The organism is Eubacterium aggregans (assembly GCF_900107815.1).
In the GTDB taxonomy this organism is placed as follows: Bacteria; Bacillota; Clostridia; order Eubacteriales; family Eubacteriaceae; genus Eubacterium_O; species Eubacterium_O aggregans.
This window is the reverse complement of sequence record NZ_FNRK01000002.1, coordinates 177789-199581: the sequence shown is the minus strand read 5'-3', so window position 1 is coordinate 199581 and position 21793 is coordinate 177789. Positions and strand designations below refer to the sequence as shown.

Annotated in this window: 24 protein-coding genes; 6 read left to right on the top strand and 18 right to left on the bottom strand. The window is 46.5% G+C overall.

Annotated elements, in window-relative coordinates:
- Positions 1–184: hypothetical protein (locus BLW33_RS14205; RefSeq protein ID WP_341456140.1), on the top strand; the 184-nt coding region annotated here is incomplete at its 5' end.
- A 161-nt stretch (positions 185–345) separates the two neighbouring features.
- On the opposite strand, the gene BLW33_RS02180 is transcribed toward BLW33_RS14205, so the two are convergent.
- From BLW33_RS02180 to BLW33_RS02165, 4 genes are all read right to left on the bottom strand, one after another.
- On the bottom strand, positions 346–1065 hold the full coding sequence (locus BLW33_RS02180; RefSeq protein ID WP_090304609.1) for a GTP pyrophosphokinase: 720 nt from the start codon (positions 1063–1065) through the stop codon (positions 346–348).
- Between the two features lie 25 nt (positions 1066–1090).
- Positions 1091–2044: an NAD(P)-dependent oxidoreductase gene (locus BLW33_RS02175; protein ID WP_090304607.1), complete on the bottom strand. Its 954-nt coding sequence runs from the start codon at positions 2042–2044 to the stop codon at positions 1091–1093.
- Between the two features lie 24 nt (positions 2045–2068).
- A complete protein-coding gene (locus BLW33_RS02170) occupies positions 2069–2725 on the bottom strand; it encodes a RecX family transcriptional regulator (RefSeq protein WP_090304606.1) in 657 nt (218 codons plus the stop codon).
- A 70-nt stretch (positions 2726–2795) separates the two neighbouring features.
- Complete coding sequence (locus BLW33_RS02165; RefSeq protein ID WP_090304604.1) at positions 2796–4232, bottom strand: peptidoglycan DD-metalloendopeptidase family protein; 1437 nt, start codon at positions 4230–4232, stop codon at positions 2796–2798.
- A gap of 285 nt (positions 4233–4517) precedes the next feature.
- Between BLW33_RS02165 and BLW33_RS02160 the strand changes: the two genes are divergently transcribed.
- A complete protein-coding gene (locus BLW33_RS02160) occupies positions 4518–5735 on the top strand; it encodes an ATP-binding protein (protein ID WP_242911566.1) in 1218 nt (405 codons plus the stop codon).
- Between the two features lie 134 nt (positions 5736–5869).
- Here BLW33_RS02160 and BLW33_RS02155 read toward each other — a convergent pair whose 3' ends face one another.
- Positions 5870–6631 carry a ZIP family metal transporter gene (locus BLW33_RS02155; RefSeq protein ID WP_090304601.1) on the bottom strand — a complete coding sequence of 254 codons (762 nt, stop codon included), beginning with the start codon at positions 6629–6631 and terminating at the stop codon, positions 5870–5872.
- A 93-nt stretch (positions 6632–6724) separates the two neighbouring features.
- On the opposite strand from BLW33_RS02155, the gene BLW33_RS02150 reads away from it, so the two are divergent.
- On the top strand, positions 6725–7045 hold the full coding sequence (locus BLW33_RS02150) for a nucleoside triphosphate pyrophosphohydrolase (protein ID WP_090304599.1): 321 nt from the start codon (positions 6725–6727) through the stop codon (positions 7043–7045).
- A 39-nt stretch (positions 7046–7084) separates the two neighbouring features.
- On the opposite strand, the gene BLW33_RS02145 is transcribed toward BLW33_RS02150, so the two are convergent.
- The 5 genes from BLW33_RS02145 to rplS form a co-directional block, all read right to left on the bottom strand.
- Positions 7085–7456, bottom strand: coding sequence for a YraN family protein (locus BLW33_RS02145; protein ID WP_090304598.1), 372 nt, complete (start codon positions 7454–7456; stop codon positions 7085–7087).
- Positions 7453–8232 carry a ribonuclease HII gene (locus BLW33_RS02140; RefSeq protein WP_090304596.1) on the bottom strand — a complete coding sequence of 260 codons (780 nt, stop codon included), beginning with the start codon at positions 8230–8232 and terminating at the stop codon, positions 7453–7455. The genes BLW33_RS02145 and BLW33_RS02140 overlap by 4 nt, the downstream gene beginning before the upstream one ends.
- Positions 8213–9052, bottom strand: a complete 840-nt coding sequence (gene ylqF / locus BLW33_RS02135) for a ribosome biogenesis GTPase YlqF (protein WP_090304594.1) — start codon at positions 9050–9052, stop codon at positions 8213–8215. The genes BLW33_RS02140 and ylqF overlap by 20 nt, the downstream gene beginning before the upstream one ends.
- Entirely contained in the window at positions 9053–9577 is a 525-nt protein-coding gene (gene lepB, locus BLW33_RS02130) for a signal peptidase I (protein WP_090304592.1), read from the bottom strand.
- A gap of 336 nt (positions 9578–9913) precedes the next feature.
- Positions 9914–10255, bottom strand: a complete 342-nt coding sequence (gene rplS / locus BLW33_RS02125; protein ID WP_090304590.1) for a 50S ribosomal protein L19 — start codon at positions 10253–10255, stop codon at positions 9914–9916.
- 199 nt (positions 10256–10454) lie between these two features.
- Between rplS and BLW33_RS02120 the strand changes: the two genes are divergently transcribed.
- The 3 genes from BLW33_RS02120 to BLW33_RS02110 all read left to right on the top strand — a co-directional run bounded on the left by BLW33_RS02120 (position 10455) and on the right by BLW33_RS02110 (position 13532).
- On the top strand, positions 10455–11330 hold the full coding sequence (locus BLW33_RS02120) for a LysR family transcriptional regulator (RefSeq protein WP_090304588.1): 876 nt from the start codon (positions 10455–10457) through the stop codon (positions 11328–11330).
- Between the two features lie 185 nt (positions 11331–11515).
- The gene (locus BLW33_RS02115) at positions 11516–11926 is read left to right on the top strand and encodes a MaoC family dehydratase (protein WP_090304586.1); all 411 of its coding nucleotides are present in this window, start codon (positions 11516–11518) and stop codon (positions 11924–11926) included.
- 13 nt (positions 11927–11939) lie between these two features.
- Positions 11940–13532, top strand: coding sequence for an acyl CoA:acetate/3-ketoacid CoA transferase (locus BLW33_RS02110; RefSeq protein WP_090304584.1), 1593 nt, complete (start codon positions 11940–11942; stop codon positions 13530–13532).
- Positions 13533–13589: 57 nt separating this feature from the next.
- On the opposite strand, the gene trmD is transcribed toward BLW33_RS02110, so the two are convergent.
- The 8 genes from trmD to smc form a co-directional block, all read right to left on the bottom strand.
- Positions 13590–14276, bottom strand: coding sequence for a tRNA (guanosine(37)-N1)-methyltransferase TrmD (gene trmD / locus BLW33_RS02105; RefSeq protein ID WP_090304582.1), 687 nt, complete (start codon positions 14274–14276; stop codon positions 13590–13592).
- The gene (rimM, locus tag BLW33_RS02100; protein WP_176966581.1) at positions 14273–14782 is read right to left on the bottom strand and encodes a ribosome maturation factor RimM; all 510 of its coding nucleotides are present in this window, start codon (positions 14780–14782) and stop codon (positions 14273–14275) included. Before rimM ends, trmD begins: the two co-directional genes overlap by 4 nt.
- 117 nt (positions 14783–14899) lie before the next feature.
- A complete protein-coding gene (locus tag BLW33_RS02095; protein ID WP_090304578.1) occupies positions 14900–15127 on the bottom strand; it encodes a KH domain-containing protein in 228 nt (75 codons plus the stop codon).
- Positions 15128–15141: 14 nt separating this feature from the next.
- Positions 15142–15387 carry a 30S ribosomal protein S16 gene (rpsP, locus tag BLW33_RS02090; protein WP_090244276.1) on the bottom strand — a complete coding sequence of 82 codons (246 nt, stop codon included), beginning with the start codon at positions 15385–15387 and terminating at the stop codon, positions 15142–15144.
- A 54-nt stretch (positions 15388–15441) separates the two neighbouring features.
- Entirely contained in the window at positions 15442–16779 is a 1338-nt protein-coding gene (gene ffh / locus BLW33_RS02085) for a signal recognition particle protein (protein WP_090304576.1), read from the bottom strand.
- Positions 16780–16787: 8 nt separating this feature from the next.
- Positions 16788–17153, bottom strand: a complete 366-nt coding sequence (gene ylxM, locus BLW33_RS02080) for a YlxM family DNA-binding protein (RefSeq protein WP_090304575.1) — start codon at positions 17151–17153, stop codon at positions 16788–16790.
- A 106-nt stretch (positions 17154–17259) separates the two neighbouring features.
- Positions 17260–18183, bottom strand: a complete 924-nt coding sequence (gene ftsY / locus BLW33_RS02075; protein ID WP_090304574.1) for a signal recognition particle-docking protein FtsY — start codon at positions 18181–18183, stop codon at positions 17260–17262.
- 17 nt (positions 18184–18200) lie between these two features.
- Positions 18201–21770 carry a chromosome segregation protein SMC gene (gene smc, locus BLW33_RS02070; RefSeq protein WP_090304572.1) on the bottom strand — a complete coding sequence of 1190 codons (3570 nt, stop codon included), beginning with the start codon at positions 21768–21770 and terminating at the stop codon, positions 18201–18203.
- Positions 21771–21793: the final 23 nt, after the last annotated feature.

The window sequence follows — 21793 nt, the reverse complement described above, 5'->3', positions numbered from 1 at the left end:
AAATGCCCTAAAAGTTTCAATCATACAGACAGCAGCTCCTATAAAGGAAAAAGTTCAATTCTGCTATTACCGATTAGCGAAAGGTATCTCTGGTATACTGTCGTATGCAAAAGAAGGTGTCAGGCTTTGGTTCAGAACAAAACGTCCTGCATACCGTCAACTTTGCTTTAAGCTGATCGCATAAATAGATAACATAATATTTCTCTTAAAGTCCGGTCCCCACGGGGCTTGTTTCGGTGACTCTATTCGAAGTATTGTCCTTTTATTTTTCAAAAAAAAGACAGATTGGTACTTTAGGAGAAGTTATATTTTTTAAAAATTACATTTTACGGAAACTCAAGTTTTCTAGCGAATGACCTGGTTATGAATATCCTGCATCCTTAAATCTGTTTCTGCAATGGTATCGGCGCATTCCTTAAGCTCCCGGGAAACACTTTCCGGGATATTTTCCGGATCGACAGCTTTATACCGTAGCTGATGCTCCAGACTTGCCCAAAAATCCATGGCGATGGTGCGTACCTGCACCTCAACCTTTACCTGCTCCTTATGATCTGAAAAGAACACTGGGACCCGTACAATGAGGTGAAGGCTACGGTAGCCATTGGGCTTTGGCTCTTTAATATAATCCGTCACCCGGACTAACTCGATATCATCCTGGGCCTTAAGCAGCTGTTTAACGGTGTAGATATCTTCAATATAAGGGCAAACGATGCGTACCCCTGCGATATCATCTAAGTTCTCCCTGGCAGACTCACAGGTCAGTTCAAACCCTTTGCGGGCCAACTTTTCTACCACACTTTTCGGAGACTTGATTCGACTCTTCATGGTATGGATGGGATTTCGTTCGTGGGCATGCTGAAATTCATCACTTAAAATCTCTAGTTTCGTACTAATTTCTTTAATCGCAGCGCGATAACAATTCTGCATCTCAAAGAGCTCCTGAATTAGTCCCTGGGCAATTTTAAAAGAATCAATCTGATTCTCAGTCTCTGGGATAATTGCGGGATGAATCCGCTCTAAGATTTCTACCATTGGTGTTTTTTCCGTAATTTTTTTATTTAACATAGTTTCTCATTCCTTATTGCGCTGTTTAAAAAGCCTTGACGTTTTGTGGTTCTCCCTCCAGCCAACATCTTACATTATCAAATACAATGACCGCACGTTGGTAAAGAGATTCTTTTGTACTATAAGCAATATGAGGGGTTAAAACTGTATTTTTTGCACTCACAAGGGGTTCAGTCTCACTAAAAGGAGGCTCTTCATTGAAAACATCGATGCCGGCTCCAGCAATAATACCCTCATTGAGAGCTTCAGCCAATGCATTGTTATCCAAAATGCCACCACGGGCGGTGTTAATAAGAATGGCCGTTGGCTTCATCATTGCCAATTCCTTCTTCCCAATAATCTTAGCGGTGGACTCGGTGAGTGGAAGATGCAGTGTCACAATGTCACTGCGCTTTAGAACGTCCTCCATTGGGAGATATTTAATTCCCATATCCTGCCCCGATACCTTAACTGTCCGATTGTAGGCCAGGAGCTCGCAGCCAAAGGCCTTCGCGATTTCTGCCACCCTTAGACCAATGGCCCCTGTCCCGATAATCCCGATGGTCTTACCCTTAAGCTCTGTCCCCGGAATGCCCGTTACCACACCACCTCGCAAATTTTGATCACATGAACAAATTGTTCGGTAAAGGTCCACAATCAAGCCGAATACTAGCTCTGCCACCGCATTGGTGGAGTATCCCGCTGCATTACAGACCATGATCCCCCGTTCCTTACACGCGTCTAAATCCACATGATCCAGCCCCGTAAATGCCACATCCACAAGCTTGAGGTTATGGCACTGTTCAATCACCCTTCGGTTCAAGGGCTGGTTTGCTAAAATAATGACATCTGCATCGGCTACCCGCTCAATGAGTGCCTCTTCATTTTTGGCACGCTCATCGTAAGCGATGACCTGATGACCATCTGCCTTGAGCAGCATTGATAACGCCATAAAAGCATCATTAGAAATTCCCAATGGTTCCATGATTACTATTTTCATCACATTCTCCCTTCTGCCTTACATTCAATTGGATTCATCTTCCCGGTTCATAACCGCATTGATTTCATCGAAGCTAAATCCCCGGGAAGCTAAGTTACGCTTAATCCGCTGGTTCAGTTCCCAGCCGGAGTACCCCTTGCGCTCCTGCATCCGTCGATATTTTTCAAAATAGCCTTCGATATCCGACTGCCTTTTTTCTGCCATGTCCATGGCCGTTTCTAAGGGAACGTCTCCAATCATTGTATTAATCATATCATAAGAGAAGCCTCTACGCTGTAAATATGCTCCTACTTTTTGCAACTTTTTGCGTCCGAACTCTCCTGCATATTTCTTAATCGCCTTTTGCATCTGGCTTCTGCAGCATTCCTCTTCGGACTCTGTGGGGTAAAAAACTTGCAATTGATTCAGCAGCTCTCCCCTTATTCCCCTTCGGGCTAAATCCTGTTTTAATCTTAACCGGCCAAACTGATTTCCCATAAGATTCGTCCGAATGGCACTTTCTAAATAATCCTCATCATTAATATAATGATAAAAAACCAACTTCTCCATTACAGCGGCAATGGTTTGAGGCGATTTTCCTTTTTTTTCTAAGTATTCAACCATCTCCTTTTCCGTTCGGCTTCGATAGCTGAGATATTTTAACGCCAGATCGAAGGATTTCGCTATTTCTTCTTGTCCCACTTTTCTCTCCTTTAAAAAAGCTGCCAACGTTTGTCGGCAGCTACATATTTTTTCCTTTTGCACTTGCCGCCTATAGCGGTAAAAAATCGGTTACGGGTTGGGCCACACCATTATATTTCACTTCAAAATGCACATGATTGGCCGTTGAGGACCCCGTTGATCCCATTTCTCCGATACATTCACCCTGGGTTACCGTTTGCCCGGTGGAAACACCGATGGCACTCATATGACCATACAAGGTGCTATAGCCATTGCCATGATCAATTTCCACACAATTGCCATACCCGCCATACCAACCAGCCCGGGTTACGGTTCCACTGGCAGAAGCATAAATGGGTGTCCCTTCGCTGTTCAGGATATCCACAGCACAGCCACCGGTATGGTTTGAACCGGAATCTCCATCCCGGTAAATTTCACCGATGCTTCCTGCCGCCGGCATCCAAAACTGGCCACTCCCTGTGATGGCCGGATGGCTGCCAGCGCCCTTTGCTGCAGCAGCCCCAACCTTTTTAATACATTTCACAGGCTCCTGAATAATGGTCTCGCTCAGAACGTTTTTGGAAATCTCCTGACCATTCTCATAAGTAATGACGGCTTCAACTTCCTTTGAACCCGCTTGTCCCTCCTGCTGAATGGATTCCTTACCGGCTTCTAAGCTATTATCCGGTTGTTCTTCCGTTTCAAAGGGAATGTTCTCTGCGTATTTCTTCTGAACCGTCGCGGTAACCGTCAGCGCAGGTGCCTTGACCACAGTATTAATGATATCCCCTTCATTCAGGGCGTTCACATCCTTATCTTGATTCATGGCGGCCAGATGATCCAAGGAAGTCCCCCGATTGGCAGCGACTAAAACGCCATTGTTTCCTTCTCCGGCTTTTACCGTATCCTGGGTGACGCTCATGGCACCCTCTTTAAAATAATCCATGGTTTGATTATAATTTTTAGAGCTGCCGGTATCCACAGCGACGGCTGTCACTGATACTTTTTCTTTAAAGTTACAATCAGAAATGCTAATACCAGCAGCATCAGCACATTCTTTCTTATAGTCTTCTAAAACCTGGTCCGCCACTTTTTTTGATTCGACGGCGATGGTTTGATCATTGATGGTGATGGTTGCTCCAGCTAAAAGCACCTCTGGGCAAGTTGTTTGAATTTTAGCAGCACATTCCGTTAAATCCATCTTATCTGATAGGGTACTGGTAGGCTTAATCACCATTTCATCCGAGTCCACGCGATAGGCGTTCTCTTTTCCCGTTTGTTTTTGTGCTTCCCTATTTAAATTATCCACCACTTCTGTTGCCATTGCCGCATCCTGAACATATCCAATGGACTGGCCGTCTAAGAAAACCTCAAAGGAGGCTGTCTGGGCATGCGCAATCCCCGAGCCGGTGGCTACAAGAAAGGCCGCCAATACAACACCTGTGGTCCTTCTGGAAAATCTCTTTTGTTTAAGTGCATGCCACTTTGCTTCGGTACTGGTAAACCATCCTCCGCTTTTATTCTTCATTCATATCCTCCAACGTACAATTATTCCTTCAAATCCATTATTTTGTTTAATTATACCATCACTTGTTTCAAACTGCAATCCAAATGTAACTTTTTCGTTACATTATTGATACGTTTCATTGAAAATTTAAGATTTTATAACAAATGGGATTTTCACAATCCACATTTATGGTATACTTATTTTAATTGCAAATTGAAACAGAGGTACCTACTAATGAAGAATATTTCGATCCCGCGTATTGAGGCTTTTTCTTTTTACCGCTCAATTCTTGGACATTCGATGCTTATGGATTTTCGAAGTCTATGTGAAGCCTACGAGTCAGCTGACAGCCTTGAGGGCTTCGCCGCCTGCCATCGCGATACCTACTATCAGTTAAAATCAAAGATGCTGGCCTATTCCTTTGATAAAAACGAAGAATACCATTACTCCAAAACCCCCTGGTGTGATTATATCATCTCAGAGGTTATTTCGGACGAAAACCCCTTAACGCTGCTTTTTGAGCGCGGGAAAGTGGAGGAGAATCATCCCTTTTATACCAGCATGTCTGGGGAAATCAAGATTTTAAATGATTTGTATCATTTTGATTGGGGCCTCTTTTTAAAAGAAACCCAACTGGATGACAGCAATATTTTCTCTTCTCCTATTTTTTTCCCCATCCCGCCCCATGATCTCATTGATTCAGCTTTTAAAACCGGGGATGAATCGAAAATCTTTAGCGCCGTTAATCGCTATGTCAGTGAGTATGGCCTCGGTATTTTTGAAAACCATGTGTGCTTTAAAGTGGACAGCGCTACGGATCGCTTAGTTCCCATTGAAGCTCAGAGCTATAAAACCATGGATGGCCTGGTGGGACACGAACGACAAAAGGAAGAAATCATTGCCAATACGGCCTCCTTTATTCAAAACAATACGGGGTTAAACGTTCTGCTCCAGGGGGATATGGGAACTGGAAAATCCACCATGGTAAAAGCATTGCTCTCCACCTTCAAAGGCTCCAAGCTACGGATGGTCGAGCTGAAGAAAGAGCAAATTCGAAGTATTCCTGCTGTTCTTCGGGAAATCGCCGGCCGCCCCTATCCCATTATTCTATTTATCGATGATTTATCCTTCGATGATAAAGAAGGGGATTTCAAGCTTTTCAAAAATGTACTGGAGGGCTCCCTGGAGGAAAACCCTAAGAACGTCCGAATTTATGCAACCTCCAATAAACGGCATCTTGTCACAGAAACCCAATCTGAACGCACCGATGCTGTCCATACCAAGGATATCATGGAAGAAAAGCTATCCCTCAGCAGCCGCTTCGGCCTGATTCTTACCTTTACGGCTCCCAATCAAAACGATTATCTGGCCATCGTCCGGAAGATGGCCCAGGATGCCGGCATCGATCTTCCCACTGCCCGCCTGGAAAGCCAGGCCATCCAGTGGGAGCTCCGTCACCTTAATCGTTCAGGGCGTACCGCTGAGCAATTCATCCAATATCTCTTAGTAAACCAAAATAAATAGTACCCAATAAAAAAGCCAGGAAAAAATCCTGGTTTTTTTTCTGTTTTTTGGGGAAGTACAATTCGTTCCGCTTCGCTTCACTCATTCACGGCTATTTCTTTATACTTTTGTTTACTGACGCTTACGCGTAAGCATCAACCTCCAACGAGGTTTAAAAATAGGAGCATGACCAAAGCACCAGCTAAAATGGCATAATTAATATGATGCTGATCTTCCTCCCGATAAATCCCCGGGAGCAATTCATCAAAAAGGAGATAAAGCATAACCCCTGCTGTTACTGCCAGCAGTATTCCCTGAATGGCTTCTGTAATAATAAAGGAAAGAAGCCAATAACACAGAATGGCCAATGCCGATTGGGCAACAACCAGGGCCACCATCCCTTTTTTCGTCTTCCGGGGTGCGATGCCTAAAGCATCTAACTGTGCCACAATGATAAAACCAATGGGAATATTATGAATGGCAATGACCAATGCCAAAAGCATGCCAACGGTCATATCGGAGGCCCCGGCAATCAAAACACTGATGAGTTCGAAGAGGCTGTGAAGCCCAAAGGCAATCAGAGTGATGTAAAACAATCGATCCCGGGTATGGTAAACCGCCTCCTGGGGCGATAAATCATGGTGATGCTGCACCGGTAAAAGCTTTTCGAAAAAAACAATCAGAAATGCCCCCCCAGCCACTGAAAAGGGTAAAAGCCATCCCTGATAGCTGGGAAGTGACGTTTCCATCATTTCCGATGCTTCCGGAATGATACCCACAAAAATAATTGAAAGCAGGAACCCCGCAGATAAGGCCGTTAGGACCGCAATAGTCGAAGGGTTTTTCTTGTTGATTGTGATAAAAATCATTCCTCCCACCAAGGTCATCAGTGATGCAGCGACAATACAAATAATCATTAAAATCAGTGTAATCGACCTCCCATCTTTTAGGTGAAACTAAGGTTGGCAGAGTAGGATTAAAATAAATCAGAAACACAAGGGAGTGAATCTATGAAGCACCAATATAATCAGCTGGTTAGGGATAGAATCCCTGAAATCATTAAAGAAAGCGGACGGCGATGCGAATTCAAGGTATTAAGCAACAGTGAAATGCGAACAGCCTTAACTGAAAAGCTTCTTGAAAAGGCAAATATCTTTTCAAAAAAGCCTTCAGAGGATGAGCTTTCAGATATTTATGAACTCCTGGGGGCCATTACCGAAAACTTTGAATTCGAGCCCATGCATATTGACTACCTTAAGCTCCAAAACAAAGAGCATAAGGGGAGCTATTCCGGTCGCGTCTTTTTGATCTCCGTCGAAGATACGGAGTAAGCAAAGCGGTGGTTTGAGAAAATATCCCAGCCACCGCTTTTAAAATGCCATTAAAAAGGCATTCTCAATATGATTCGCGACGAGCCCTTCTTTAGAATCCAGTAATTCTATCACATCAAAGCGCACATTTTCTTGAAACAAATGCTTTTGCTTGATGTAGCACAAGGCTGTATTTACAATATGGCGCTGCTTTCGATAATCCACAGCCTGGCCAGGCGTTCCGTAGGCCAGTCCACTCCGATATTTTACCTCTGTGAAAACAATGGTATCCCCCAAACGGGTAATTAAATCAACCTCTCCCATTTTACAGCGATAATTTTTAGCTAAGAGACAATGCCCCTTACCCATCAGGATATCCAGGGCCTGGCCTTCTCCCCAGTCCCCCTTCTTTTTATTCTCTTTTTTACTCATCGGAAATTTTGTATAAAGCTTTGCCGATGGATGGAGGTCGGGCCATAGGCCTTTAAAGCCGCAATGTGCTCTGCCGTCCCATATCCCATGTTCCGGGCAAAGCCATACTCTGGATACACGTCATCATAACCACACATGAGCTCATCCCGGTAGACCTTGGCGAGTATACTGGCCGCTGCAACACTATAGCACCGGGCATCACCGTGGATAACGGACTCCACGGGAATGGCCGAAGGAATTTCCAGAGCATCGATGAGGAGTAAATCCGGAACAATGGTTAGGGCTTCCACGGCATCCCCCATGGCCGACTTGGTCGCCTGAAGGATATTGATGGCGTCGATGGTTTCCGGTGATTTAATTCCGATGGACCAGGCCAGAGCCTCTTCACGAATTTGTTCTGCTAATATCTCACGTTTTTTTGCCGAAAGCTTTTTTGAATCATCCACATACAAAAGCTGGGATTCCGGCGGCATAATGACAGCAGCACAAACCACCGGTCCTGCCAAAGGACCTCGCCCGACCTCATCCAGGCCACAAATAGCATGGTACCCCTTCTGCCGAAGCTGTCTTTCAATCTCCAGCATCTCCTGGGTTTTTGCCAGTGCCGTCTGGTACTTTTCGTAATCCCGTTTTAGCTTCATCCCCAGGCTTTGGACTGCCTTTCGGGAATCCATTGCCAATGCTTCAGACAGCATTGGATAGTCCGTTATAGGCGCTTTGGCAACGGCACTTTTAACGGCCGCCGCTGACAGTTCACTAAGCTTCGGGACATTCATCGATGGTAATCCTCCCGATTCTGCCATTTTTAAAGTCCCCCAAAAGCATTTCGCAGGCGCGGTAGTAATCGAGATCGCCGCCTCTAAGGAGCAGACCCCGGCTGATGGCCATGGCATCGAAAACCTCTGGCACGGTCCTGCCGTTAGTGGTGATATTATATTGCGCCTCCACCAATTCCGGATAACGTGCCACCAAAAATTTCATTAAATCCCCGGCAATATTTTCCTTTTCAAAAATCGTATCCTTAATGGAGCCAATCCAGGCTAAATGAATACCGATGGTTTCATCTTCAAATTTGGGCCATAAAATCCCCGGAGTGTCTAGGAGCATTAAGCCATCGGGTGTGGTCAGCCATTGCTGGCCCTTGGTGACGCCGGGCTTGTTGCCGATCTGGGTTTTTTTCTTGCCGATCAGGGCATTGATGACTGTGCTCTTGCCCACATTGGGAATCCCACAAAGCAAACATTTCAGCTGATTTTTTTCCTTTGGATTGTGCTTCCAAATGGTTTCCACCAGCTTTTTTTTATCCTTTAAATCAAAGGCGTTGAATAAAAGTACCGCATCAACACCCTCTTCTTGCTCAAAATAAGCCTTCCACCGTTCACTTTGAACAGGATCAGCCAAATCTGCCTTATTCAAAAGGATGATGTGGCGTTTAAAAGCTGTGTACTGCGCAATGTCCGGATTTCGACTGGCAACGGGCACCCGGGCATCAATGACTTCAATGACGGTATCAATGAGCTTCAGCTTTTCACGAATTTGACGCCCAGCCTTGGCCATATGACCCGGGTACCATTGGATTGCATCACTTTTTGCCATTTATTTCACCACGCCAAAGGTATTAAGAGGCCAAAACCGGAAAATGACATGCCCAATGATGGCATCCTCATCCACAAATCCCAGACTTTGGTAACGACTATCGGAACTATTGGCTCGATTATCACCCATCACAAAATACTTCCCTTCTGGTACGGTCACCATTTCAAAATCTTCATAAGGATCAGGATTGACATAAGCTTCATCCAATGGCTGACCATTTAAATAAACAATCTGATCCTTAATGGCAATGGTATCACCACCCTTGGCGATTACCCGTTTAACATACTCCACATTTTTACTGTAATTTAATACGACAATATCCCCATAATCGGGTGCTCCAATAGAATATTCGATTTTATTAATCACCAGGCGATCCCCGTTTTTAAGGGTGGGGAACATTGAGGAGCCCTGGACCAATACGAAATCAAATAAAAACATTTTGATAACGAAAGCCAGGACGACGGCAATGACAATGGATTGAATCCACTCCCGCAATTCTGATCTTTCGCGTTTCTGTGCTGCCATAGTTTCCAAATCCTTCCCTGGAAGTGCGTTCTGTTGATCTCACTTCCAATTTTATGCTTTTGTTGGCTACGCTATGAAGTATAACTCGTTCCGCTTTAATGGGTCTCGGTTTAAATCAGCCTTGCTAATTTCTCCAGACCGAGCGTTGACTTTGCCTTCAGGCGGTGCTCCCCCTTGGTCGCACCTTGCAGCTGCGCCGTGTAAAGATGCGCTTATAAGAGACCTTATAAAAACAAGTTTTTAACGGGCCCTTCCAATCACATCTTTATACTTCTGTTAGCTAACGCGTAATACAAAACAAGGGGACCGAAATTGGCCCCCTTCTTTTCAAAACGACTAAATACGTTCTTTAACCTTTGCGGCTTTACCGACACGGCTTCTTAAGTAGTTCAGTTTTGCACGACGTACCTTACCCTTACGGAGAACGTCGACCTTTTCAATTTTAGGTGAATGGATGGGGAAGGTTCTTTCCACACCAATTCCGGAAGAAATCTTACGAACGGTGAAGGTTTCACTCACACCACCGTGCTGTTTTTTAAGCACAACGCCTTCAAACATCTGGATTCTTTCCCGCTTACCTTCAATAACACGAACGTGGACACGGACGGTATCCCCCACTCGGAATTCTGGCTTTTCGGCCTTCATGTTTTCCTGCTGAATCTTTTTAATGATATCCATAACAATCTCCTTCTTGGATTTCGACGTTCTTATATGTCACCATACAGCGGACCATCTCATAATTAACATACCTTTATATACTAACTGAAACTCCAGGGAAATGCAAGAAAATATTTTTAAAAATGAAAATAGACTATTCATAAAACTTCTTTGATATAATCATCGGGTATCATAAGTCATACCATTGAGGAGTATCCCCATGAATATACGTCAATTAACCTATTTCGTCGAGGTTTGTAAACACCAAAGCTTCACCCGAGCGGCCGAGGCCCTTTTTGTCACCCAATCTGCCCTCAGCAAGATGATTAAGCAATTGGAAGGAGAACTAGGCGTACAGCTTGTTGACCGGACATCCAAACCCTTTAAGCTTACCACTGAAGGTTCAATCCTCTATGAAAGAGGCCAGCTTGCCATCAAACACATTGACGATGAGATCGCATCCCTTTACGACAGTCTTAATGTTTATCAAGGCCGAATCTGCGTTGGTATTCCCCCAGTCATTGGAACAGCGTATTTCTCGGAATCCATTCATAATTATCGAAATCGCTATCCCCAAATCGAGCTGATTATCCGAGAAGTCGGAGCCAATGCGGTAAGGGACAAAATCGATTCCGGCGACATTGATATCGGGGCCGTTATTCTCCCCTTTGAGTCCAAATGCTATACGGAATACCCGATTATCGTCTCAGAAAACACTTTGATTGTCAATGAGAATCATCCCTTTGCAACGCGGGAATCCGTGACTTTCCTCGAATTGAAGGATGAAAACTGGATACTCCTTGACAACACCTTCATGCTTCACGATCGCATTTTGCAAATCTGTGAAAGCGTGGGGTTTTCTCCGCATATCAGCTGTTTAAGCTCCCAGTGGGATTTCATTGCGAATATGGTCGCCTTTGGTGAAGGGATCAGCATCCTGCCCAAGCCCATCATCAAAAAATTTCGGGATAATCGCATTCGCATGGTCCCCTTAAAGGAGCCTGATTTCCCCTGGGATATCGCCTTGATTACAAGAAAGGACAAATACCTTTCAAAGCCCATCAAATCCTTCATTGAGGAGGCCCGTAAAGTCTAACACCCGGGGATTTTAATCCGCTTTATTTCTTTTACTCATGGTCATTATGATTTTTATCTGTTTTACAAAAAGAGCCTTTCCCCTTTATAATCGGATTAGCAGCAAGAACAGCTGGCCAGCATCATGTTCTTCACTATTTCCTGCGTTCGAATATTGAGTTGTCATAGAAAGGTGAGGTAAATCCTATGATTACACCATTAAAAATCGGAGACAGTTATACCATCAGCAAAAAAATCACTGAAGAAGATGTTGTTAAATTCGCAGAAGTGACGGGAGACAACAATCCCCTCCATTTAGATGCGGACTACGCCAGTAAAAGTATGTTTGGAGGGCGCATTGCCCATGGCATGATTAGCGCCGGCATTATTTCCGGTGCCCTGGGAACCGGGATGCCCGGTATTGGAACGACCTATCTCGGACAGGAGCTTAGCTTCTGTAAACCCGTTAAAATTGGAGATACCTTAACCGTATCCCTCACCGTTGACGAAATTCTTCATAAGAAAAAATTCGACATTGCCAAAATCAAAACCCTATGTACCAACGAGGTCGGTGAAACAGTCGTTAATGGTATAGCTACGGTTATTCCCCCACAATAAGGAGGTGCTTATCATGCAGAAAAAAATCAATGCCCAAAGGGCCGCTTCCTTAATAAAAAATAATGATACCATCGCCATCAGTGGTTTTGCCTTTGGCTTTGGTTTTGCTGAGGAAATTGTTAACGCAGTGGAAAAGCGATTCCTGAGCGAAGGAGAACCCCACAGTCTCACCCTCATCTTTGGTTCTGGTTGTGGGGATGCCGGAAAAAGCAATGCCGGCCTTGATCATTTTGCCCACGAAGGCATGGTCAAACGCATTATTGCCGGGCACATCGGATTAGCCCGAAAACTCAGCCAAATGATTTTTGAGAATAAAATAGAAGCCTATAACCTTCCCCAGGGAACGGTTACCCATTTATTCCGAGAAATTGCAGCGGGCCGCCCAGGGGTTATAACCCATGTGGGACTGGAAACCTATGTTGATCCCAAGCTTGATGGCGGAAGAATGAATACTGCAACAACCGAGGATTATGTTAAGTTGATTGACTTCGAAGGTGAAAAGAAGCTGTTCTATCCTTCAATTCCCATTAATGTGGCCATTATTCGCGGTACCACCGCTGATGAATTTGGCAATCTGTCTGCTGACAAGGAGGGGGTTCTTCTGGAGGCCATGCCCATCGCCCAGGCAACCAAAAATTCTGGAGGCATCGTCATCGCCCAGGCCGAAAAAATGGGGGTGCGTGGCTCCCTAGACCCCAGAAACATCCTGGTTCCCGGAATCATGGTCGATGCAGTGGTCATCGCCCTGCCCAATACCCAACACATGAATTTTGGGACACCCTACGATCCGTCTTTTACCGGGGATCTTCGCCTGCCAACCAATGCCATCCAACCAATGCCCCAAAGTGTCCGTCGGGTGATTGCAAAGCGCTGTGCCATGGAGCTGTCCGTAGATAGCACCATCAATTTAGGAATCGGCGTCCCAGAGGGCATCGCTCAAATTGCCAATGAAGAAGGTACTGGTAATCGTCTAGTGATGACCATTGAGGCGGGTGCTGTCGGCGGTATCCCTGGCAGTGGTTTCGATTTAGGGGCTTCTGCCAATGTGGAGGCCATTATCGGCCAACCTAATATTTTTGATTATTACGATGGTGGCGGCTTGGATCAGGCGTTTCTCGGTTTGGCCCAGGCCGATGCCCAGGGTAATATCAATGTCAGCAAGTTTAACGGGCGTATGGTGGGCTGCGGGGGCTTCATCAATATTACCCAAAACACCAAAAAGGTCATCTTCTGTGGCACCTTCACCGCCGGAAAGTCCGATATCACCATTTCAGAAGGGCAATTGACCATCCACCGGGATGGGACCATTCATAAATTTGTCAAAGCGGTGGAGCAGATCACCTTCAGCGGCTCTTATGCTAAGACACAGCACCAGGAGGTTTTGTACATTACAGAACGGGCTGTCTTTCAGCTCGGACCAAAGGGACTGGAGTTGACCGAGATTGCCCCGGGAATTGATCTTGACCTGGATATCCTCCAGCGAATGGATTTTTCTCCCCTCATCTCTAAGGATTTAAAAATCATGGACCCCAGTATTTTCTCAGAGATCGTCTTACCCGTTGACCCCAATGAATCCGGCGATTCAGATTGTTCCAATGCATCATAACAAGCTATTACATAACCCACAAAAGCCCTGTTCTCTTATAAAGAGCCCAGGGCTTTTTTATTTAGCATCCTCTTTTTCCAAAAGATCCGGTCGGTTTTTCTTTGTTTTTAAAAGGGATTGCTCCTCCCGCCACTGACGGATGGCCCCATGGTTTCCTGACAATAAAACAGACGGCACCTGGAGGTCCTCAAAGGACTCCGGGCGGGTATACTGGGGATATTCCAGCCGTCCATTTTCAAAGGACTCCTCGGACAGGCTTTCGGTATTGCCCATAAAACCCGGCACATGGCGGGCAATGGCATCCGCCATCACCAAGGCTGGCAACTCTCCCCCGGTCAGTACATAATCCCCAATGGAGTACTCCTGGGTGACATAAGCATCAATGACCCGTTGGTCGATGCCTTCATAATGCCCGCACAAAAAGATGAGGCCCTCCACGGCTGCCATCTCTACCGCATCACCACCACTAAAGGTCTTTCCCCCAGGGCTGGTGCAGATAAAGGGATAGCTTTCATAATCCGGAATGCTGCGCAGGGCACGGATAATGGGTGGTGCGGCCATGACCATTCCCGCGCCGCCGCCGTAGGGGTAATCATCCACCCGATTGTGCTTATTTTCTGCAAAATCACGGATATCAATGGCCTCGTACGTTATGACGCCATTTTCAAGTGCCCGCTTCATCATGCTTTCGTTAAAATAGCCGTGAATAATCTCTGGGAATAGGGTTAGAAAATACAGCCTCATAGCTCCATGAGCTCCACAGGGATATCCGCCTGGATTTCGCCATTTTCAAAATCAAAGCTGATGAAATAGATTTTTCGAAAGGGCACATAAATGGGCTTATCCGGGCCATTAATTTCCACCGTATCCACGGACCCTGTTGTTTGAAGGATGTTTCCAACCCTGCCAATGGTCTGGCCATCCGGTACCTTCACCGTCATTCCGATGAGATCGGTAATGAAAAATTCATCCTCCTCTAAATCCACCGCTTCGTCGCGGTCAATCAGGACCTCGGCGCCCTTACAGCTTTCTGCCGTATCACGGTCCCGAATCCCCTTAAGGGTCAGCAATACATTGCCTTTGTGCAGGCGGACCAATTCAATAGGATAGGTGGTTTCCTTCCCCTTAAGGCGAAGGGTCAGCACGTCTAATTCATAGTAACGGCCGGGATCGTCCGTTAGCGGCCGAATTTTTAATTCTCCACGGATCCCATGGACACCGGTGACTTCTCCGATTAACATTTTATCCATTATTTTACCTCGCAACTCATTTTGCTTGGCTGCCATCTGTCAGCTCAGGCGTAAAAAAAATGATTCGTAGCGTGTACGAACCATTTCAAATCCATTTTATTGTCGGAACAGTGCGGCTTAGACAATGTCCAGCATCACACGTTTATCTTCCTTGGTTGCAGCGGCCTTGATGACGGAACGAATGGCTTTTGCGATGCGTCCCTGTTTTCCAATGACCTTGCCCATGTCACTTTCTGCTACCTTGAGCTCCAGCACGATGGAACGGTTTTTAGTCATTTCTGTCACTTCAACCTCATCCGGATGATCCACCAAAGCTTTGGCGATTACTTCAACAAGCTCCTTCACGATCCGTCCTCCGATTAACCGATAATGTTTTCTTTTTTAAGTAATGCTGCTACAGTATCGGTGGGTTTTGCTCCATTTTTAATCCAGCCCTGAATCGCTTCAGCATCAAGCTTCAGTTCGACAGGTTCCTGGCAGGGATTGTAAAAACCAACTTCTTCGATGAATTTGCCATCTCTAGGCGCACGTGCGTCTGCAACGACGATTCTGTAGAAAGGTTTCTTTTTCTTACCCATTCTTTTCATTCTGATTTTAACTGCCATTATTGTTCCCCCTTTCGTTAGAACTTTCCAAATTGTAATGATATGATTTATATTTTACATGAAAGGCATTTTAAATCTGCCCTTTTTGGCTTTACCCATACTGCCCATTTGCTTCATCATTTTCCGGCTTTGTTCAAAACCCTTGAGAAGCCGATTGACATCCGCCACACTCGTGCCGCTGCCGTTTGCAATACGTTTCCGTCGACTTCCGTTGATGATTTGGGGCTTCCGTCTCTCCTCTGGTGTCATGGAGTAAATAATGGCTTCGGTTTGCTTTGTCTGACCATCCGCCATACTTAAATCCATTCCCTTGAGTTTTCCGGCTCCCGGCATCATTTCCAATAGACTGCTTAAATTCCCCATTTGCTGAAGCTGTTTAAGCTGGTCCAGGAAGTCATTGAGATCAAACTCCGAATTTCGGAGCTTTTCTTCCAGCTCCCGGGCCTTTTCTTCATCAACCATACTCTGGGCCTTATCGATTAATGAAAGGACATCCCCCATACCGAGGATTCGGGAGGCCATGCGGTCTGGATAAAACAGCTCAATATCACTAAGCTTTTCTCCAACCCCCATGTATTTAATGGCTTTTCCAGTGGTGTAGGCTATAGATAATGCGGCACCCCCACGGGTGTCCCCATCCATCTTCGTCAAAACCACACCGGAAATATCCAGTTGTTTGTTAAATTCATCGGCCACATTGACCGATTCCTGGCCGGTCATCCCGTCTACCACCAAGAGGATTTCGGTGGGTTCCACCAAATCCCGGATATCCACCAGCTCCGTCATCAGGGTTTCATCAATCTGAAGTCGGCCGGCTGTATCGATGATGACTAGATCGTAGCCTTCATCATTGGCCTTTTTCACACCCTGGCGTGCAATCAACCGGGGATCTGTTTCCCCATCCATGGTAAACACTGGAATATCCAGTTGTTCCCCTAAAACCTGAAGCTGTTTAATGGCTGCCGGACGATAAACATCACAGGCCACCAGCAGCGGCTTTAGTTTTTTCTCTTTTCGCAGGAGGTTTGCTAACTTTCCCGCGGTGGTGGTTTTACCAGCACCCTGGAGCCCCACCATCATGAAGATGTTGGCACCCTTGTCGACAAATTCCATTTTCTGGATTTCGCCCCCGAGAAGCCGGGTCATTTCATCATTGATGATTTTAATGAACTGCTGACCAGGTGTCAGGGATTTTAAAACCTCTGAGCCCTTGGCCCGTTCACTGACGGTCTTGGTAAACTGCTTGACCACCTTGAAGTTGACATCCGCCTCTAATAGGGCCAGCTTAATTTCCCGGCTGGCAGCCTTGATATCGGCCTCCGTCAATTTTCCCTTCCGTTTGAGTCCGGAGAAAATATTTTGAAATTTTTCACTTAAACTATCAAAAGCCATGTCTTCACCTAAAATCCTTCGATGACTTCCTCGATATCCTCTTTGAGCCGCGTCATTTCTGAAAGCACCTCGGGATTTTTGCTAATGCGCTCATCTCCCAGGAGTTTGCTGATTTCATCGGTAATATCGGTGAGCAGTCCCCGGCTTTTTGTATAGCGGGCCACAAGTCCAAGCTTTTCTTCATAATCAGCCATGAGGCCCTTGGCGCGCTTGTAAGCATCATGGATGCCCTGGCGGGTAATGCCCAGTATATCACCGATTTCTGCTAAAGAGTAATCGTCATTATAATAATAATCCAAAATCGTCTTTTGACGCTCCGATAATAATTCACCATAGAAATCAAATCGAAGCTGTTCCAAAACCTTTTCTTCCATAACGTCCTAGGGGTGTAAAGGCATTTGCTTTACACAATAAAGAATTCTACCGTTTCCTGATCCCTTTGTCAAGCTTTTTTCTTGACAGAATGGCTTATTCCAATATTTATTCTTCATCGTCATCCTTTTCATAAAGCATTCTGACAAAATCGCCAACATCGAAGGTAATGAGATCCTCTGGTTTTTCACCAATGCCTACATATTCGATGGGCACCTTGAGCTCATCGATAATGGGGATGACCACCCCGCCTTTGGCGCTGCCGTCCATCTTGGTCATAATGATGCCATCAAGCTTAACGGCGTCATTAAAGGTCCGGGCCTGAATCAGGGCATTTTGCCCCGTGGTAGCATCTAAGACCAGGATATTATGCACGTCAAAGCCCTCGCCCTCCCGTTCAATGATCCGGGTGACCTTTTCCAGCTCCTTCATGAGATTGACCTTATTATGAAGGCGCCCTGCGGTATCGCAAATGAGGATATCAATCCCCCGGGCCCGGGCGGCCCCGATGGCATCAAACACCACCGATGATGGGTCTGCCCCTTGGTTGCTTTTTACAATATCCACACCGATCCGTCCAGCCCATTCCTCTAACTGCTCCGCAGCAGCGGCACGGAAGGTATCCGCAGCGGCAACCATTACCTTTTTTCCTTCATCCAGATAACGCTGGGCCAATTTGGCAATGGTGGTTGTTTTCCCAACCCCATTAACCCCAACCACGGTGATAATGACCGGCAGTGTCATGGGGGCGGCCTCTGTCTCAACCATTTCTGACATGATGCCCTTTAAAAGCTCCACGGCATCCTGGGAATCACTGATTTTATGCTCCTTAATCCGTTCCTTCAAAAGCTCCACAATTTTAAGGGAGGTTTTCATTCCCATATCCGCCAGGATCAGGTTTTCCTCCAGCTCTTCAAAGAAATCATCATCCAGCTTGCCGTAGTACATGACATTTTCAATTTTTTCTTTAAAGCTATCCTTTGTTTTTTGCAGGCGGTTTCGCATCCGCTCATACAGGGTTAATTCTGACATCATACGCTCCTTTACAATTATCCTACGGCCTCAGCATAGTCCGATAAACGGACTGAGACCAGCTTGGAGATCCCGCTTTTTGACATGGATACCCCATAAATAGCATCACAGGCCTCCAGGGTACTTTTTCTGTGGGTGATGATCACGAATTGATTTTCCCGGGCCACCTGCTCCATATAGCTGGTAAACCGAAAAATATTATGGTCGTCCAGGGCGGCATCGATTTCGTCGATGACGCAGAAGGGGGATGGACTGAGCTCCAAAAAGGAAAACAACAGGGCAATGGCCGTCATGGATTTCTCCCCACCGGACAATAATGAAATATGCCGCAAATTCTTTCCCGGGGGCTGGGCCACCAACTCAATACCACTTTCTAGGACATGCTCCGGGTCGGTGTAGGTTATCTGCGCGCGGCCCCCTTCAAACAATACAGAAAATACCCGGGAGAAAATACCCTGGAGCTCTGAAAATCGCAGGGCGAATTGTTTTTCCATGGAGGTATACAAATCCTCGATAATGTGCTCCAATTCGGACTTGGCTTCAATCAAATCGTCAAATTGATTTTTGAGGAAACGGTACCGGTCATTTACCTCGGTGTATTCCTCAATGGCACCGACATTCACCTGACCGAGGGCAGCTAAGCGGCTGCGTAGGGCCCGCTGGTTTTCAGTAGAGCCATCCAATGCCTCCAAATTCAGCCCCTCTAACAGATCCATGGCCATAATATAGTTGAGCTCATAACGGGAATAAATGGTTTCTTCTAAATGATCCCGCTCTGCTACTACCTTACTCTTGGCAATCTCCAAGGGGCTTTGGGCTTCCTTTTGCAAAATCAAATCATGGTTCAAATCCCTAATGCTGCGATCCAGACCCTCAACCTCTGCATTATAGGCCTTTTCCTGCTCTGTCAAGCGGTATTTTTGTTCTTCAGCCTCTTGCTTTTGGGCATCAAGTACTCCTAAATCCTGTCTTCGGCCTTCTAGGAAGGCTTCCTGGGAAGTGGTATCCAAAATGGTTTGTTCCAGATCCCGGGTGATGGATACCAGGCGGCTAGCAACTTCCCTTTGGTGGGACTCTAACATTTCAATGCGTTTATCTACCGATCGTTTTTGTTCCTGGCGACGAGCTAATGCCACTTCATTCTCCGCAATCTGCTCACTGAGTCCCTGGATTTCTGCCTTCACTGTTTCGGCATCATCGGGATGCTCCATGGCAACCACAGCAATTTCCAGGGCTTCCAAATCTCCCAAAATTTCCCGCTCAATTCGCGCCTTCTCATCTAAAGCCAACTGGTCCTGTCCCAGGGATGTATCCAAAGCGGCCATCTGGCTTTCCAGCTCCCGGATGCGGTTCCGACAGGCGGTGCGGGCCTGGGTCTTTTGCCAATGGGCCTGTTCTAACACCGTCATTTTCCCGGTGATTTCATCCATGGTGTGGCGGTGGGACTGGAGAGCAGCCTCCCTTTGGGTACAAAGCCCCTCAATACGGGTCCGTTCCCTTTCCATTTGCCCCTGCTCCTGGGCGAGCTTTTCAATTTCTATTTTCTTGAATAAAGGCGATTGCTTCCCACCCTTGGCTGCACCACCAACGATGGCACCCCCGGGGTAAAAGATTTCACCCTCCAGGGTGACAATGGTATAGCCAGCCATGGATTTACGGATATGGCGGGCCGCCTTAAAATCCTCGGTGACGATGATACGCGCCAGGAGACTCTCCACCACTGGGGTAAAGCGAGGGTTGTAGTCCACCAAATCCGAGGCAATCCCCACCACTCCGGACATCCCGTCCATCAGACTTCGATCCCGTGGCTCCATTTGGCGATAGCGCAGGTTATCCATGGGTAAGAAGGTGGCTCGGCCTGCCCGTCGCCGTTTTAGAACATCGATACAGCGACTGGCGGTATTCACGGTTTCTACCACGACATTTTGAGCTTTTCCCCCCAGGGCCACATCAATGGCCCGGGCATATTGACTTGGGACGGTAATGAGTTCCCCCACGGGGCCGTAAATTTGCTGTTTTACGTCCTGGGTCAGATCCTCAGCCTTCATAATCAGCTGAATACTGGGAAAGTAATCGCTGTAATTCTGCTGAATTTTCTTTAAATAATCGGATTTGGAGATGTTGACCTTCAGATTATTATTCATGACGGCAATCTGATTTTTCAGCCCCGCCACAACCTTTGTAAGCTCAGTTTCCTCTGCGGCCATACGGGAAACATCCTGCCGGGTTTGGGTTAAGCGGCCATCAATATCCGCTACCTCCTGCCCCAAGGCCTGATCCTCAGCTACCTTGGCACTTCGCTCAGCCATTTGCTCCTTGCGCTGCTCCTGTCGCAGGGCAAGCTGGGCCTCCATCCCCCGAACGTCCTGTTTTAAGGTATTCAGCGCTGAATTCAGCTTTTCCCTTTTTAGGGACAGGGCTTCCTCCCTTTGGGATTGCTGCTCCATTTTAAGGCGAATGGATTCTACCCGCTGCTGGGCTTCGGATTTCTTGTGAATCAGTCCTTCTAATGTCTGCTGAATCCCTTTAATTTCTATGGTCGCCTGATCGCTTTCTGCAAACAGCTCCTGGGCTTCTGCAGACAGCCGTTCCGACTCCTGCTGCTGGCTCTTCTGCTGCCCCTTAAGGTGATTGGCATTTTCTGCCAAATGACGGCAGCGTTCTTCCCCCACCAGAATATCTCCGCTGGCTGAGGTCAAGGCCGTATTAATTTCTTCAATACGTTGATCCAATGTACCAGTCTCTGTGGCAATCTGCTTTATCTTGGCCTTAACCTCCTGGTAGCTTGTATCCCGCTGATCGATTTTATTTTGAATCGACCGAATTTCGGTATCCAGCTCCGTCATTTGTTTTTGGGAGGTGTCCAGCTGAGCCTGAATTTCTTCCATCCGTTCCCGGAAACGGAACAAATCAACAATTTTAAGCTCCTCCTGGATGGCCAGATATTCCCGGGCTTTTTTAGCCTGACGCTCCAGGGGCCCCCGACGATTGGCCAGTTCATCTAAAATATCCTGAACACGATCCATATTATCCTGGGTACGCTCCAGTTTCTTTTCGGCTTCCTGCTTTCGGGTTTTGTAATTGACAATACCTACGGCCTCCTCTACAATGCCGCGAAGCTCGCTGGGATTGGAATTGATGATGTTCTCAATCCCCCCCTGGCTGATGAGGGAGTAACCATTTTTACCCAGCCCAGTATCCATAAAGATGCCATGGATATCCTTTAACTTGCAGCTCTTTTGGTTCAGGCGGTATTCACTGTCTCCAGAGCGAAAGAGCCGCCGGGTTACCGAAATTTCATCTCCGGCATCAGCTACGGCACCATCCCGGTTATCCAGGGTGAGGACAACCTCGGCATAGGCCAAGGGGGCTTTCTTCTCTGTCCCTGCAAAAATAACATCCTCCATTTTTTTACCCCGGAGAGTTTTAGTGCTTTGTTCCCCAAGCACCCATCGGATGGCATCCGTTATATTGCTTTTTCCACTTCCATTGGGGCCCACAATGGCAGAAATCCCCTGGGAAAATTCCATTTCTACATTATCTGCAAAGGATTTGAAGCCCTTCATTTTAAGTTTCTTTAAATACATGTACTGCCTTTCCTGCGCTAGAG